This is a genomic window from Corynebacterium jamesii, from assembly GCF_046097395.1.
GTDB lineage: Bacteria > Actinomycetota > Actinomycetes > Mycobacteriales > Mycobacteriaceae > Corynebacterium.
The window spans coordinates 1,633,838-1,649,222 of the sequence record NZ_CP175789.1; the positions used below are offsets into that span (position 1 = coordinate 1,633,838).

11 protein-coding genes are annotated in these 15,385 nt (G+C 61.6%); 7 read left to right on the forward strand and 4 right to left on the reverse strand.

The features are described 5' to 3' along the window. The first annotated feature begins 68 nt into the window (after positions 1–68). From ACKFRT_RS07360 to ACKFRT_RS07370, 3 genes are read left to right on the forward strand one after another with little or no spacing between them, the layout of a single operon-like run. On the forward strand, positions 69–941 hold the full coding sequence (locus ACKFRT_RS07360; RefSeq protein ID WP_408924839.1) for an SDR family oxidoreductase: 873 nt from the start codon (positions 69–71) through the stop codon (positions 939–941). 7 nt (positions 942–948) lie between these two features. Beyond that, positions 949–2,211, forward strand: a complete 1,263-nt coding sequence (locus ACKFRT_RS07365; RefSeq protein WP_408924840.1) for an acyl-CoA dehydrogenase family protein — start codon at positions 949–951, stop codon at positions 2,209–2,211. Continuing rightward, on the forward strand, positions 2,201–3,316 hold the full coding sequence (locus tag ACKFRT_RS07370) for a phosphotransferase family protein (protein WP_408924841.1): 1,116 nt from the start codon (positions 2,201–2,203) through the stop codon (positions 3,314–3,316). The genes ACKFRT_RS07365 and ACKFRT_RS07370 overlap by 11 nt, the downstream gene beginning before the upstream one ends. Here ACKFRT_RS07370 and ACKFRT_RS07375 read toward each other — a convergent pair. Further along, positions 3,313–3,744 carry a pyridoxamine 5'-phosphate oxidase family protein gene (locus ACKFRT_RS07375; RefSeq protein WP_034987205.1) on the reverse strand — a complete coding sequence of 144 codons (432 nt, stop codon included), beginning with the start codon at positions 3,742–3,744 and terminating at the stop codon, positions 3,313–3,315. The genes ACKFRT_RS07370 and ACKFRT_RS07375 overlap by 4 nt on opposite strands. 213 nt (positions 3,745–3,957) lie before the next feature. Between ACKFRT_RS07375 and nrdI the strand changes: the two genes are divergently transcribed. Continuing rightward, positions 3,958–4,401, forward strand: a complete 444-nt coding sequence (nrdI, locus tag ACKFRT_RS07380; protein ID WP_408924842.1) for a class Ib ribonucleoside-diphosphate reductase assembly flavoprotein NrdI — start codon at positions 3,958–3,960, stop codon at positions 4,399–4,401. 58 nt (positions 4,402–4,459) lie between these two features. Further along, a complete protein-coding gene (gene nrdF / locus ACKFRT_RS07385; RefSeq protein ID WP_408924843.1) occupies positions 4,460–5,476 on the forward strand; it encodes a class 1b ribonucleoside-diphosphate reductase subunit beta in 1,017 nt (338 codons plus the stop codon). Positions 5,477–5,481: 5 nt separating this feature from the next. Here the strand turns inward: nrdF and ACKFRT_RS07390 are convergent, their stop codons facing one another. Continuing rightward, positions 5,482–7,104 (reverse strand): AMP-binding protein, encoded by a 1,623-nt coding sequence (locus ACKFRT_RS07390; protein WP_408924844.1) that lies wholly within the window; start codon positions 7,102–7,104, stop codon positions 5,482–5,484. Positions 7,105–7,259: 155 nt separating this feature from the next. Here ACKFRT_RS07390 and ACKFRT_RS07395 point away from each other — a divergent pair, with 155 nt between their 5' ends. Continuing rightward, positions 7,260–9,056 carry a choline/carnitine O-acyltransferase gene (locus ACKFRT_RS07395; protein ID WP_408924845.1) on the forward strand — a complete coding sequence of 599 codons (1,797 nt, stop codon included), beginning with the start codon at positions 7,260–7,262 and terminating at the stop codon, positions 9,054–9,056. 30 nt (positions 9,057–9,086) lie between these two features. Here the strand turns inward: ACKFRT_RS07395 and ACKFRT_RS07400 are convergent, their stop codons facing one another. Next, the gene (locus tag ACKFRT_RS07400; protein ID WP_408924846.1) at positions 9,087–10,376 is read right to left on the reverse strand and encodes an adenylosuccinate synthase; all 1,290 of its coding nucleotides are present in this window, start codon (positions 10,374–10,376) and stop codon (positions 9,087–9,089) included. Between the two features lie 173 nt (positions 10,377–10,549). Here ACKFRT_RS07400 and ACKFRT_RS07405 point away from each other — a divergent pair, with 173 nt between their 5' ends. After that, positions 10,550–11,461, forward strand: coding sequence for a hypothetical protein (locus tag ACKFRT_RS07405; RefSeq protein WP_408924847.1), 912 nt, complete (start codon positions 10,550–10,552; stop codon positions 11,459–11,461). A gap of 7 nt (positions 11,462–11,468) precedes the next feature. On the opposite strand, the gene ACKFRT_RS07410 is transcribed toward ACKFRT_RS07405, so the two are convergent. After that, a complete protein-coding gene (locus tag ACKFRT_RS07410; protein WP_408924848.1) occupies positions 11,469–15,350 on the reverse strand; it encodes a Rib/alpha-like domain-containing protein in 3,882 nt (1,293 codons plus the stop codon). Positions 15,351–15,385 lie beyond the last annotated feature (35 nt).

Below are 15,385 nucleotides of genomic sequence, written 5' to 3' on the forward strand. Positions count from 1 at the left end.
CTTATGATGCAAGTCACAACCCAAACCCAATCCCAACTCCCGTACCAAACCCCGCAAAGGACCCCTGAATGAGTAAGTACGATTACGCCGGCCTGACCGCCATCGTCACCGGCGGTACCCGCGGCATCGGGCACGCCACCGCGCTGCAACTCGCGGCCAGTGGCGCGAACGTGGTCATCACCGGCCGTAAGCCAGAAACCGTCGGCCCCGCCGCCGAGGAACTACAGGCAGCCGCCCGGGAACAAAACCCCGACGCTGGTCGTGTGATCGGCATCGCCGCCCACGTTGCGGACCCCGAAGCAGCGAAGAAGGCCTGCACCCAGGCGATCGAGGAATTCGGCCGTCTCGATGTACTCATCAACAACGCGGGCACGAACCCCGCCTTCGGACCCGTACACAAGCAGTCCGCGGAAATCATGGCGAAAGTCTTCCAGATCAACACCATCGGGCCAGTCATCTGGACCAGCGCTGCCATAGAGGCAGGCCTCGGCAAGGCCACCCGCAATAGCGGCCCCGCCGGTGCGGTCGTGAACGTCTCCAGCATCGGCGCCCTGACCATGGAGGATTACATCGGCGTGTACAACGCCTCCAAGGCCGCCCTACTGCACCTGACCAAGCAGATGGCCCGCGAACTGGCGCCACGCATCCGCGTGAACAGCATCTCCCCCGGCGTGGTGCGCACCAAGCTCTCGGAGGCGCTGTGGAAGGAAAACGAAGACTCTACTTCCACCCTGATCCCCGCTGGCCGCATCGGCGAGCCAGAGGACATCGCCGATGCCATCGCCTTCCTGGCGGCCCCCACCAGCTCCTGGCTCACCGGCGAGAACCTCGTGGTCGACGGCGGAATGCTCGTGGGCAACAAGACCGTTGACGTGACTACCCCCGGGAATTCCAGCGCTCAGGATAAGTCCGCTGGCGGACAATCTGGCGTCGAAAGGTAAGAAAACAGTGGACTTCCAGCACAGCGAACGGTCCTTGGAGTACCAAGGCAAGCTCACCGAATTCATGGAGGAGTGCATCTACCCGGCCGAAGCCGTGTACGAGCAGCAAATGCGCGAATCCGGCGACCCGCACCACTTCCCCGCCATCCTCGACGAGTTGAAGGCCGAGGCGAAGAAGCGCGGTCTGTGGAATCTCTTCCACCCCCATCGCGGAGCTGGTGGCACTGGCGGCACAAGCGGCACTGACGGCGAAGGGGAAGACAGCAACCGCCCGGGCCTAACCAATGCCGAATACGCGCCTCTGGCGGAGATCATGGGCCGCTCCATGCACCTGGCCCCCGAAGCCTGCAACTGCAATGCCCCGGATACCGGCAACATGGAGGTCTTCGAGCTCTACGGCACCGACGAGCACCGGGAGAAGTACCTGGAACCCCTGCTCAGCGGTGAAATCCGCTCCGCGTTTGCCATGACGGAGCCGGGCGTGGCCTCCAGCGATGCCACCAACGTGCGCATGAGCATGGAGCGCACCGACGGCGGCTACGTGCTGAACGGCCGCAAGTGGTTCACCTCCAACGGTATGCACCCGCACCTGAAGGTGATGATCGTGATGGGCAAGACCAGCCCGGATGCGGAGACCCACCGCCAGCAATCCATGCTCGCCGTGCCCGCGGACGCACCCGGCGTGACGATCGTGCGCAACCTGCCGGTGTTCGGTTACCACGACCGCGAAGGCCACGCGGAGGTCCACTTCAAGGATGTTTTCGTACCGGATAAGGACATCCTCGGCGGCGAGGGTATGGGCTTTAAGATCTCCCAGGACCGCCTGGGCCCGGGCCGCATCCACCACTGCATGCGCGCCATCGGAATGGCCGAGCGTGCCTTGGAACTCATGTGCACCCGCGCCCTGTCCCGCACTGCTTTCGGCAAGCCTCTGGCTAACCGCGACAACATCCGCGATCAGATCGCCCAGGCTCGTATCGACATCGAGCAGGCGCGTCTGCTGACGATGAAGGCCGCCTGGATGATGGACACGGTTGGAAACAAGGCCGCCCGCCAGGAGATCGCAGCCATCAAGGTAGCTGCCCCGACGATGGCGCTACGCATCGTTGACCAGGCGATTCAGGTTCACGGCGGGGAGGGCGTTACCGACGACACTCCCCTGGCCGCGATGTGGGCCGGCCTGCGCACCCTGCGCCTAGCCGACGGCCCGGATGAGGTGCACCGCATGACCATCGCCCGAGCAGAATTGAGGAAGTATCGTGACCAGTAACTCTAGCCCTTCCGGCGCTGCTGGCGCCCCTAGCCCTTTTTCTGACGCCCACCTGGCCAGCTGGCTGCACGACGTAGCCGGACTGGAAGGCGGCGCGGATGGCATCTCCCTACAGCGCATCGGCGCGGGGCAATCGAACTTGACCTATCTGGCCACGGATTCCCAGGGCAAACGCGTAGTTGTGCGCCGTCCACCCCTGGGCACGCTGACCGCCAGCGCCCACGATGTTGTCCGCGAGGGCAAGATAATGGCCGCGCTGGAAAACACGGATGTGCCGGTGCCAAAGATCTACGGCAGCTCGACGGACTGGGAGGAAGGCCGCGGTGAAGCTCACGGCGAAGGCAGCGAGCAGGTAGCCGACGTGCCAGTGATCGCCATGTCCGCCATCGACGGTGTGACCGTCAACTCCATGAAGGTTGCGGACAGTATTACGCCCGAGGTGCGCGGCAAGATCGCCGACGGACTGATCGACGCGATGGCGGCGATCCACAGCGTGAATCTGAAGTCTGTGGGTTTGGACGACTTGGCGTCCCACAAGCCCTACGCCCCACGGCAGCTACGGCGCTGGACGGGCCAGTGGGATAAGACGAAGACCCGCGAGCTGCCGGCGCTGGACGAACTGACGCGGCTGCTGGTGGCGAAGATTCCGGAGCAGGACGAGACCGTGCTGGTCCACGGTGACCTGCACATCGGCAACATCATTGCGGAGCCGGATACCGGGAAGATCAACGCGGTGGTGGATTGGGAGTTGACAACGCTTGGCGACCCGCTGTCGGACATCGGCTCCCTAATGGCGTATTGGCCGGTCAAGAATGGCCTGCAGCTGCCTGGCTTCGAGGCCGCGCTGGCCGACGGTTTCCCCACCCCGGAGGCGCTGGCGGAGCGCTACCTGCAGAAGGCCGGGAAGGATTCCGACCGCGAACGCCAGGCGCTGGCCTACTGGCACGTGTTAGGCCTGTGGAAGGTCGCCATCATCGTGGAGGGCGTGGTGCGCCGCGTAATGAATAACCCCTCCAACCAGGCCATTTCCGGCGCCCCGACGCAGGAGATGGTGGAGTGGATCGTTAACCAGGCGGCTATCACCGCCCGCGAATACGGTTTTTAGTCCACCATCAGGGACTCGTCATCGCTGGCCAACAACCGGCCAGCATTCTTGCCGAGCATGAGGGTGTAGATCTGCTCGATGTGGATCAGCACCGCCATCTTCGGCGGATTATGCCCCTTCTCCTCAGCGAACTTCACCGCTGCTTCCCACACCGGCCCTTCGTGGAACAGTTCTGCTGGACCGATAAACCGGTACCCGTCTAGCTCTGCCCAATCCACGACCGCCACAGCGGCCTTTGAACCGGCCCGTAGGTTTTCCAGGTGTTGCCGGCCGGTGTTTTCGTTATAGATCAGCGTCTCGTCATCCCACACGCGCAAGCTGCGCTTCGGACCGATGTCCGGCAGTAGAGTCTCGCCGTCGGTCACAGTCGCCAGGTACGGCAGCTGTGCATCGATCATGTCTTTCATTTCTTGGGTTAGCTTCGCCACGAGCTTTTTCCTTTCTTCTCTCTGACGTATTCCGCACTACGCAGCCGCGTACGCGGTGTGAACTTGGATACACCAGGCACCCTACACAAAAGTTCAATGCCTTGTTGTTGTAAAGTTCGTGTCATTGAACTTTTGGAAGCTAGTGTTATGGATATTTACCCCAACGAACAACCAGCTCCAACTAGCAACAAGCTGTAAAGGACCTCTCCCCCAATGCAACCAATCGCGGTCTCGCAGCCGCGCATCGTCTACTTCTCCTCTGCCTCCGAAAACACCCGCCGATTCGTCGACAAGTTGGACATTCCCGCCCGCCGCATCCCCTTGCGGCGCAAGGAGGCGGAGCTCATCGTCGACGAGCCCTATGTGCTCATCACCCCAACCTATGGCGGAGGTGACCCGCGGAAGGCGGTGCCCAGGCAAGTCATCACCTTCCTCAACAATTCACATAACCGCTCTCTCATCAGGGGTGTGATCACCAGCGGAAACAGGAATTTCGGTACGGCATACTGCTGCGCTGGACCAACAATCGCCGCCAAGTGCCGGGTGCCGGAGCTCTATCGCTTTGAATTGCTCGGCACGGCCCGCGATGTTGCCCGTGTTCGGGAAGGCATCCGGGAGTTCTGGAATCGGACTGGCGGGAAGATGTGGCGTCCATAAGACAGAGCAATAAGACACAAGCAGAATGACACGATCGAGAACAATCAGAAAGGAAACAATGAGCTACCTCACGCGCTCCCAAACCCCACCCCAATGGCCGCACGACCCCGCCCGGCCGCTACGGCCGGTGAATTGGAACCGGCTGGACGACCAGAAGGACCTGGAGATCTGGCAGCGGCTGACCAGCAATTTCTGGCTGCCAGAGAAAGTACCGCTGTCCAACGACCTGCCAACCTGGAACGCACTGACGGACGCAGAACGCGAGCTGACCACCAAGGTATTCACCGGGCTCACGCTGCTGGATACTGTGCAGGCGACCGTTGGTGAGATCAGCCAGATCCCGGATGCCCGCACCGAACACGAACAAGCGGTCTACGCAAACATCGCCTTTATGCAGGCCGTTCACGCGCGCAGCTACAGCAGTGTGTTCAGCACGATGTGTAGCAGCGAGGAAATCAACGCCGCCTATACCTGGGCCATCGGTAACCCAGCCCTGCAGCGCCGAGCGACGGCCGTGATGCAGCACTACTACGGGGACGACCCACTCAAGCGGAAGGTCGCCGCCACGCTACTGTCCTCCCTGCTGCTATACGCCGGGTTCTACCTACCGCTGTGGTTTAGCTGCCGTGGCACGCTGATGAATACAGCCGACATGATCCGGTTGATCCTGCGTGACAAGGCCGTCCACGGGTACTACTCGGGATACAAATTCCAGCGAGGGCTGGAGGCCCACCCGGAGCGCTCGGCGGAACTCGAGGAGTTCACATTCTCACTAGTGGAGGAACTTCTGGAGTTAGAGAAGGAGTACTCCGGAGATCTGTACGGCGAAGCTTTAGCCGACGAGAAATCGCTGATCGACGGCGTGATGGCCTTCGTGCACTACAACACGGATAAGGCGCTGATGAATCTGGGGTACCCACCGCAATACGAAGAAGAAGCGGCGAAAACGGAGCCGGAGATCATCGCCGCCCTGGCGCCGGATTCCAACGAAACACACGACTTCTTTAGCGGTTCCGGATCCTCCTACGTGATCGGGCGGGCGGAATCAACGGAGGAGGATGACTGGGATTTCTAGCGCCGCTAGGCCTTAGCTGCCACGGGCACGTTCTTCAGATCCTTGCGCAGGATCTTGCCCGTGCTGGACTTCGGGATCACGTCAATGAATTCGACCATGCGGATCTTCTTGTACGGAGTCACGCGCTCGGCGACCCACTCCATGAGCGCCTCTGCGCTCACGGCCGGGTCGTTCGGGTCCACTCCCTGCTGCAGCACCAGGAATGCGCGTGGCAGTTCTTCGCCGTCGGATTCGCGCAGGTAACCGACCACGGCTGCGTCGGCGATGGCCTCGTGGGTCATCAACAGCGCCTCTAGCTCGGCCGGGGCGACCTGGTAGCCCTTGTACTTAATCAGTTCCTTCATGCGGTCGACTACGTAGGCATTGCCCAGGTGGTCCAGGTTCGCAATATCGCCGGTCCGCAACCATCCGTCGGGGGTGATGGTGTTGGCGGTAGCTTCCTCGTTGTTGAGGTAACCGAGCATGACCTGCGGGCCGCGCACCCACATTTCACCTTCGGAGGAACGCTCGCCCTCGTTCGCAGGCGGGTGGATCTCCTCGAGGTCTTCTGTCGTGATGTCCACGATCTTCACCTCCGTGTTGGAGACCGGCAGGCCGATGGAATCCAGTGGCGTAACTCCGACATCGCTCACGCTGGTGACGGGGCTGGTTTCCGTCATGCCGAAGCCCTGCAGGATGCGCACGCCCAGGCGGTTGGCTACCGCGTTTGCAAGCTGCCCATCCAGGGCCGCCGCGCCGGAAAGCACGGTCTCCAGGGAGCCGATGTCGAACTTGTCCACCAGCGGGTGCTTGGCCAGCGCCACGGCGATCGGCGGGGCGATGAAGGTAAACGTGATGCCGTGCTTCTGATGTGCCGCCAGGAACTTCTCCAGGTCGAAGCTGGGCATGGTTACCACGTGGGCGCGCACGTACAGGCAGGAGTTCAGCAGGACATTCATGCCGTAGATGTGGAAGAACGGCAGCACGCACATCACCACGGAGTCGCGGTCCAGGCCGTTGGGACCGAGCCGCACGCCGATCTGCAGAATGTTCGCCACGAGGTTGCGGTGGCTCAGACGCACGCCCTTCGGCACACCCGTGGTGCCCGACGAGTACGGCAGCACCGCCACGTGAGTCGCCGGGTCGATGGTGACCTCCGGCGCGGGGCGACGCTCCCCCACCAGCGCCTTCAGGCCAGTTGCTTCGTCGGTGAGGTCGATGATGTTGCTCGGGTCGATCCCTGCTTCTTCTGCACCTTGGACGCCCGCTTCTCCGAGTAGCTTCGTAGTCAGCACATACGTCGCACCAGAGTCCTTAAGCTGTTTTGCCACGTCGTGGGCGTTCAGCAATGACCCCAAGGTAGTAACAGTCGCCCCGGCACGGAGAATGCCGTGGAAGGCGACCGCGAAAGCGAGGCTGTTCGGGCAGTGCAGCCCGACGACCGTACCTGGCTTGACTCCGCGTTCGGCCAATGCGCCCGCGAAGGCGTCAATAAGAGCCTTGAGTTCCCCGTAGGTGGTTTGCGAGCCCGTGGCGTCGTCCGTGATGGCGATGCGACCGAGGTCTTCCTCGGCGATGTTGCCGAATAGCACGTCGTAGATTGTGCTGTTCGGGATGTCGATTTCCTGCTGTGGGCTCTGGATTGGCATGGTTTCACTCCTCGTAACCGGGGCCTGTGCTTGCGAATGTAAGACAAACCTTAAGTGAGTGACGTGCGTCACGTTGCCGAATAGGTATTTTCCTTTTAAAAATATTCAGATCTTTCCGGCAATCACCCCCGTGGCTCCTCAGTAGACTCGAGGTCATGCAGGATAATCGCTCACACCTCAAGACCCTTCCCGTTCCACCGCTAGGCGAAACGCTGCCTACGCTTCGCCATGCGGTTTCCGCCGTGGTGGATGCTGAAACTCTAGCTGCCACGGATCGGGCTATTGAGGATTTCCAGGCAAACCAGGGACCTGCCCTGCAGACTGAGCTGGAGGCCTTCGCAGCCGACCGCGATGCCGCCGATAGCAGTTGGCTGGCCGACCGTTGGCTCCGCGATTACCTCACCGTCCGTACCCCGCTGCAGACCACCACCAACGTGGGATTCCAGATCAACCTGCACACCGAGACCACGGGTCTGGATCGCGCTGTAGACATCGTGCGCGCCCTGGCTGCGGTGCATCTGCAGCAAGCCGACGGCTCCATGCCGGAGGAAGTCGACGGTCGTGGCAACCCCATCGATGCTAACCAGTGGCTGTGCTTCAATGGTGCGCTGCGCATCCCCCGCCCCGAGTGCGACGAGGTCACGTTCAGCGAGCGTGGCTCCGAATCTCGCAGCATCGGCGTGATCGTGAGGGGGCATATCTTCGACCTGCGCATCACAGACGAGCAGGGGCGTCTGGCCTCACGGGAGCAGCTGCACGCCACCCTGCGGAACTTGCGCGCGGGCGCAACCGCCGACGCGAACACTCACGCAAACCCCCACGCAACCTCCGCCCTCGACACTCGCCTGTCCTACCTCGGCTCGGCTGCCTTGGCAGCACTCTCCTTCTCCGACGACACTCTAGCCATCTTGCGCGACCAGCTCTTCGGCCTGCACCTCGTCGACGATGCTCAGGCCTCCGATGCCACCCTGCTGTGCAACCTCACATTCCAGCCCGGCCATGCCTGGGTGTACAAGCCACTGACGTATGAAATCAACCTGGCCAGCAACTTCGTAGCCATGCACGTGGAGCACTCTACCGTCGATGGAGCCACCCTGGTCGAGGCTATGCGCCGGGTGCAGGAAGCTGTGGATAATGACGCCCCTACGGCCGCAAACGCCGACGCGGATGCCACCCCAGCCGATGTGACCCCACTGGAACTTTCCCCGGTCGCCCGCGTTGATGGTTCCAGCGCCGCGCCAGAATCTGCACCCGAGCCTGCATCCGCGCCAGCGGGCGACGAATACGCCGTAGAAATCATCGAGGTCCCGAAGCTGGCGAAGGAGGAGCTGCCCTTCAAGTTCAGCGCCGATGCCATGAGCCAGCTGATTCTCTGCATTGCTCAGCAGCTGACCTTCGGCCGCATCCGCGCGGTGTACGAGGCCGTGGATATGCGCGAGTACAAGGCCGGCCGCACCGAGTGCTTGCGCGCGGTCACCCCGGAGGCCGTCGCCTTCTCTAAGAAGCTGGCCACTGCAGCCGAGGCCGGCGAGGGCGCCGGCGCCGGCACCGAACAGCCGACCGTCGAGAACCTGCAGGCCGCATTAAACGCCCACCGCAACTGGGTGATTGGCTGCAAGACTGGCCGCGGCATCGATCGCCACCTGTGGGCACTGTCGTTCACGGCAGAGAAGCAATTCGGCGCTCCCCTGGCGCTGCTGGAAGATCCGGGCGTCAAGGCCGCCCGCACAGACTTCCTGTCCACCACCTCGATCGGCAGCGACGCGCACATCATCCGCTACGTTTTCGCCCCCACCATCCCCAATGGTTTCGGGGTGAACTATACCCCGAAGGCCACCAGCATCGAGTACTGCCTGACCTTCGACCGCACCAAGGCGGAGCAGCCGGAACAGTTCCAGGCCAACCTCACCCGTGCGGCGGAACTACTGGCTGACTTCCTACGCAGGCTCTAGCTAGCACCGCCTATCGCCGCGGCGACAGCCCTAGCTCTCCGCAACGTCATTGATAACGATCGTCTGGTCGCGGCCCGGGCCCACACCGATGTAGGAAATGCGGCAGCCGGAAAGCTCCTCCAGGCGCTTGACGTAATCCTGTGCCTTCTGCGGTAGTTCCTCGAAGGTCTTACACCCCGTAATGTCCTCGTCCCACGCAGGCATGGTTTCGTAGATCGGGGTTGCGTGGTGGAACTCAGTCTGCGTCATCGGCATCTCGTCATGGCGCACGCCGTCGACGTCATAGGCCACACAGATCGGGATTTCGCCAATGCCGGTCAGCACGTCCAGCTTCGTCAGGAAGTAGTCGGTGAAGCCGTTCACGCGGGAGGCGTAGCGGGCGATCACGGAGTCGTACCAGCCACAGCGGCGCTTACGACCGGTGTTCACTCCCACCTCACCGCCAGTGGTCTGCAGGAACTCGCCCCACTTGTCGAATAGCTCGGTCGGGAACGGTCCGGCGCCCACGCGGGTGGTGTAGGCCTTGATGATGCCCAGGGATGCCGTGATCCGCGTCGGCCCAATGCCACTGCCCACGCAGGCGCCACCGGTCGTGGGGTTCGAGGATGTCACAAAGGGATACGTGCCGTGGTCCACGTCTAGCATCGTCGCCTGGCCGCCTTCCATCAGCACGGACTTACCGGCGTCCAAAGCCTTATTCAGCTCCGTCGTCGCATCGATCAGCATCGGCTTAAGGCGATCGGCGTAGGAGAGGAAGTACTCTACTACTTCGTCCACGTCGACGGCGCGGCGGTTGTAGATCTTCACGAGGATCTGATTCTTCTGATCCAGTGCGGATTCGATCTTCTGGCGCAGGATGGATTCGTCCAGCAGGTCCTGGGCGCGGATGCCCACGCGGGAGACCTTGTCGGCGTAGGTCGGGCCGATGCCGCGGCCGGTGGTGCCGATGGCGCGCTTGCCTAGGAAGCGCTCCGCCACGCGGTCGATGGCCACGTGGTACGGCGCCACCAGCTGTGCATTAGCGGAAACGCGCAGGCGGGAGGCGTTCGCACCGCGGGCCTCCAGCCCGTCGATCTCCTCGAACAGCGCCTCCAGGTTCACCACGCAGCCATTGCCGATGATGGGGGTTGCGTTCTCGGACAGCACCCCTGCGGGCAGCAGCTTGAGTTCGTACTTTTCGCCTCCGACGACGACGGTGTGTCCGGCGTTGTTGCCGCCGTTGGGCTTGACGACATAATCGACCTTCCCGCCCAGAATGTCGGTAGCTTTGCCCTTACCTTCGTCGCCCCACTGGGCACCCACGACAATGATTGCTGCCATGAAAACTAAAACACGTCCTCTGCTTGTGTACTGATGTACTCATGGTTGTAGCCCCGCGCCATGCTTCTTCCCCCGCATTTTGGCAAAGGGTCGGGAAGATCGGACGGGGCACTAAGACGTTTCCCCATTCTAGTACTTCGCCGGTGGTTGTGGCACGGCTATGGTGGGTTTCTATGTTGTTTATGTTGCGTTGCGATGTTCCCGCCAGCGATCGGCTGCGCGATCCCGTGCTGCCGGGCGAGGCCGTGGAGTGCCTGGATCTGTCTGCTGTGCCGAAGCGTAAGGAGCTGCGGTTCCTGGATGATCTGGAGCGGTTCGTGGTGGGTTCCACCCCGTCGCTGGAGGAGATGATGCAGCGCCCAGACGCACCGCATTTGGGCGCCCCGCAGCCTGACCCGCACCAGGTCAGCGAGCGGGTGCGGGTGATTGTGCAGGGCAGCGATGCCGCCATCGCCGCTGTGGTTTCTAAACTGATGCGGATTGATGCCCTGTGGGTCGAGGTTGGGTTTATCCCTTCTGGTTCTTCGGCGGTCGCGCTTTCGTGGGGTCTAGACGCCACCTTCTCCCCCGCCGAGCACCTCACCTTCGCACTGGCTTCCCCGGCTGTGCCGACTCCGGTGATCCGCGACGACCACGGCGTGGTGACGTTGGGCGTGGCGGAGGTGGCCGGTCCGACTGCCTCCGCTGGGAAGCCGGGGAAGGGGAAGGAGGAGGCAGGAGAGCTCGCAGAGGCGAAAGAGCCCGAGTCTTCCGAGATGATCGGTGAGGTCATCGTGGATTCCGAGGTTCTGTACGAGCAGGCCAAGGCCGGAGCCAGTGTCTTTAACAACGGTGTGCGCATGGTCCCCACCCCGGATGCTCCGGGTTTGGCGGCGGTGCAGCGGCCGCCGCTGCCGCGGAGGGGCTGGTTTGGACGCATAAAAAAGCCCCGCAGTACCGTCTCTCCGACGGTGCTGCGGGGGCGGGCCTTACAGGCCGGTGGGGTGGATCTGGCGGTCACCCGTGATGGGGTGCGCCATCCCCGCCCGTTGAAGTCGGTGACGTTTTACCGCCACCTGCGGGATGGGCAGTTCGTACGCAATTAGCGCGCTTTTAGTTGATAAAGCCGTTGGCGCGCGCCCAGTTGTGCAGGCCGACTAGGCCGGCACCGACGGCGAGGATGCCGAAGATGATGGCGAAGATCTTGCCGGCCTTGCTGGAGCCGGTGGCACCGGTGGAGCTGTTACTGGAGCCGGAGCTGCCGGTCGGCTTGTCTTGCATCTCGATGTTCACGGTCAGATTCACGGTGGAGGTCGATCCGTCCGGGTAGGTGACGACGACCGGGATGTTGTAATCACCCGGCTCGACGTCCTTGCCCGGCTTCAGGGTGACGGTGCCGTCTTCGTTGACGGTCGCCCACTTCGGTGCGCCCTCGCCAGCGGTGAACTTAGCGCCCTCGCCGGTATCGCCCGGAACCTTGGAGGTCACGGTCTCACCCTGCTTCACGGAGACATCCGCGAAGGAGGGGTTGTGGATCTCGTTGGCGGGCTTCACGGTGACGGTGATGTTCACGGTCGCATCATCACCGGAACCGTCCTCGTAGGAGACCTTCACCGGAACGGTGTAGTCACCCGGCTTAACATCCAAGCCCGGCTTCACAGTCACAGTGCCGTCCTCGTTAACGGCCGCCCAGGCCGGAGCACCCTCACCGGCTGCGAACTTCGCACCCTCAGCCACGTCTTCCGGCTTCGCAGCGGTCTGCTCATCACCCTGCTTCACGGTCACATCCGTGTACTGCGGGTCGTGGATCTCGTTGGCGGGCTTGACTGTGACGGTGACGTTCACAGTCGTGTCATCGCCGGTGTTATCCGGGTAGGTCACCTTCACCGGAACGGTGTACTGACCACCTGCGACATCCAAGCCCGGCTTCACAGTGACGGTGCCATCAGCGTTCACGGTTGCCCAGGCCGGAGCATCCTCACCGGCTGCGAACTTCGCGCCTTCAGCCACGTCGGTCGGAGCAGGTGCGGTCGCCTCGTCACCCTGCTTCACGGTCACATCCGTGTACTGCGGGTCATGGATCTCGTTGGCAGGCTTCACGGTAACGGTGACGTTCACAGTGGTGTCATCGCCGGAGTTATCCGGGTAGGTCACCTGCACCGGAACGGTGTAGTCACCCGGCTTAACATCCAGACCCGGCTTCACAGTCACAGTGCCGTCCTCGTTGACGGTCGCCCACGCCGGAGCACCCTCACCGGCTGCGAACTTCGCACCCTCAGCAACGTCTTCCGGCTTCGCAGCGGTCTGCTCGTCACCCTGCTTCACAGTCACATCCGAGTACTCCGGATCATGCAGCTCGTTAGTCGGCTTCACGGTGACGGTGACCACGGCGTTAGTTCGATCTGCCGAGTCATCTCCATAGATGACCGTCACCGGGATCTGATAGTCACCCGGCTCGACATCGAGCCCCGGACGTGCTTCGATGCTGCCGTCGTTGTTCAGAGTGACCCAATTCGGAGCGCCTGCGCCCAAGGCGTATTCGGCGTCCGCAGTGCTGTCCTGAGGAGCCGCAACGGTGCCGGTCTCAGTCTGCTTAACCTCGATCGGCGCATAAGTCGGATCATGCACCTCGTTGATGGCGCGGTCCGTGACAGTGACCTTCAGCGTGGCATTGTCAACGGTTCCATCCGGGTAGGTGATGGTGACTGGTACGTCGTAGTTCTGCGGAGGAACATCGCCATCTGGGTTCAGCCGAACAACGCCCTGGTCGTCGATTGTTGCCCAGCTGGGAGCCTCCTCTGCCAAGGAAAACTTCGTGCCCTCTGGCAGTCCTTCGATAGCGGGGGACTTTGCAGAGCGGTTGGCCTGCACCGTGATGTCGCCAAGTTCCGGAGAGTAAATCTGGTTATCCGGCTTCTTGGTGACAGTCACCGTAGCGGTTACATCGTCCGTGGAACCATCGGTGTAAGTAGCAACAACTGGGATCTGGTAATCGCCAGGCGCGACCTTCAGGTCCGGCTTAACAGTAATGGTGCCGTCCGCGTTGACGGTCGCCCATGCAGGAACACCCTCGCCAGCAGCGTACTGCGTGCCCTCGGCAGCCCCCTCCGGTGCAGCAACTGTCGCGTTGCTCTCCTGCTCCACCTTGGTAGTGCCGGTGTACTGCGGATCGTGAATCTCGTTCTTCGGCTTCACAGTAACGGTAACGTTCACAGTGGTGTCATCGCCGGACTTATCCGGGTAGGTCACCTTCACCGGAACGGTGTACTTTCCCGGTGCAATATCCAAGCCCGGGTTCACAGTCACAGTACCGTCAGCGGCAACCTTTGCCCACTCAGGAGCACCAGCACCAGCAGCAAACTTCGCACCCTCAGCAACGTCCTTCGGAGCCTCGACGGTCTCCGTATCCTGCTGCTTCACGGTCACATCCGCATACTGCGGATCGTGGATCTCATTATCCGGCTTCTTCGTGACGGTGACCTTCAGCTCCGTCTTATCGGAGGACTGATCCGGGTATTTAACAACAACCGGGACAGTGTAATCGCCCGGCTTAATCTCCAGCCCCGGCTTCACAGTCACAGTGCCGTCCTTGTTGACCGTCGCCCACGCCGGGGCACCCTCACCGGCTGCAAACTTCGCACCCTCAGCCACGTCTTCCGGATTCGCAGCGGTCTGCTCGTCACCCTGCTTCACAGTCACATCCGTGTACTTCGGATCGTGAATCTGATTATCCGGCTTCTTGGTGACAGTCACCTTAGCGGTCAGATTGTCCGTGGAACCATCGGTGTAGGTGGCAACAACTGGGATCTGGTAATCGCCAGGCGTGACCTTCAAGTCCGGTTTAACAGTAATGGTGCCGTCCGAGTTGACGGTCGCCCACGCCGGAGCACCCGCTCCAGCGGCGTATTGCTTAACCTCACCAGCCCCTTCCGGTGCAGCAACAGTCACGCTGCCCTCCTGCTCCACCTTGGTGGTACCGGTGTACTTCGGATCGTTCAGTTCACTCTTCGGCTTAACAGTGACCTTCACCTTCACCACGGTGTTATCCGCGGAGGTATCCGGGTATGTAACAACAATCGGGACAGTGTAATCGCCCGGTTCAACATCCAAGCCCGGATTCACAGTCACCGTGCCATCAGCGGCAACCTTCGCCCACGCCGGCGCATCAGCACCCTTAGCATAGGCGGTGCCAGCCGGAGCGGCGGAAGTATCTGTCGAGGTCGCCGTATCTTGCTGCTTGACCTCAATGTCCGCGTACTTGGGTTCATTGACTTCAGCGAATTTTCCCACCTGAGTAGAGCCCAGGGGCTTGAACTGATCGGTCATGCAGGTGACCTTCAGTCCTGGGGTCTTCAAAAACAATTTGCCAGCGATACCTTGCCCCCAAACCATGTTGCTTGCGCTAACACGCCCCAGGTTATCCAGCTTCGGGTACTTCTTCGGGGTCTGGACTGCAAGGGTCCCCGAGCTCTTCGCCTTGAGCTTAAGCTTGAGCTCCTGGTAGCTAATCGTAACCTTGCTACCAGACTTGCTGGGCTGCATCATCCCATAGACTTCCAGGAGGCGACCATTCAGCGTGGTTCCCGACAGATTGGACTCGACCAGTTCTGCGTCTGCGGAAAGAGCGAAACGAATCCTATTCGCCTTGGTATTACCTTCCTCAAAGCTAGGCTGTCCGGGCACCAAACCAGCCTGTTCGTTTACGATAGACACCGGATCGATCTTGATCGAAACATCAAATTCCTCGCCCAGGGCAACGCTCTCAGGCATTGTCACGTGCATGCCAGTCGAAATGTCATAGTTCACGTTTCCCTTACCGCCAGCGGCATAGACGTTACAGCGGAAATCCAGGTTCGTATCCTGCGTCTTGTTGGCGGTCGCGGCCTGGGCAGCGGATGGGGACAGTGAAGATTCTGGAACCGCAGACACGGTCAGGATCATGCTGGCCGATGCCGCGACAGCGATCATTGCGCGGCGAGAGCGAAGGTGCATCATAAGTGCTTCCTCAATTTAGAGTGAGTCAATCCGAA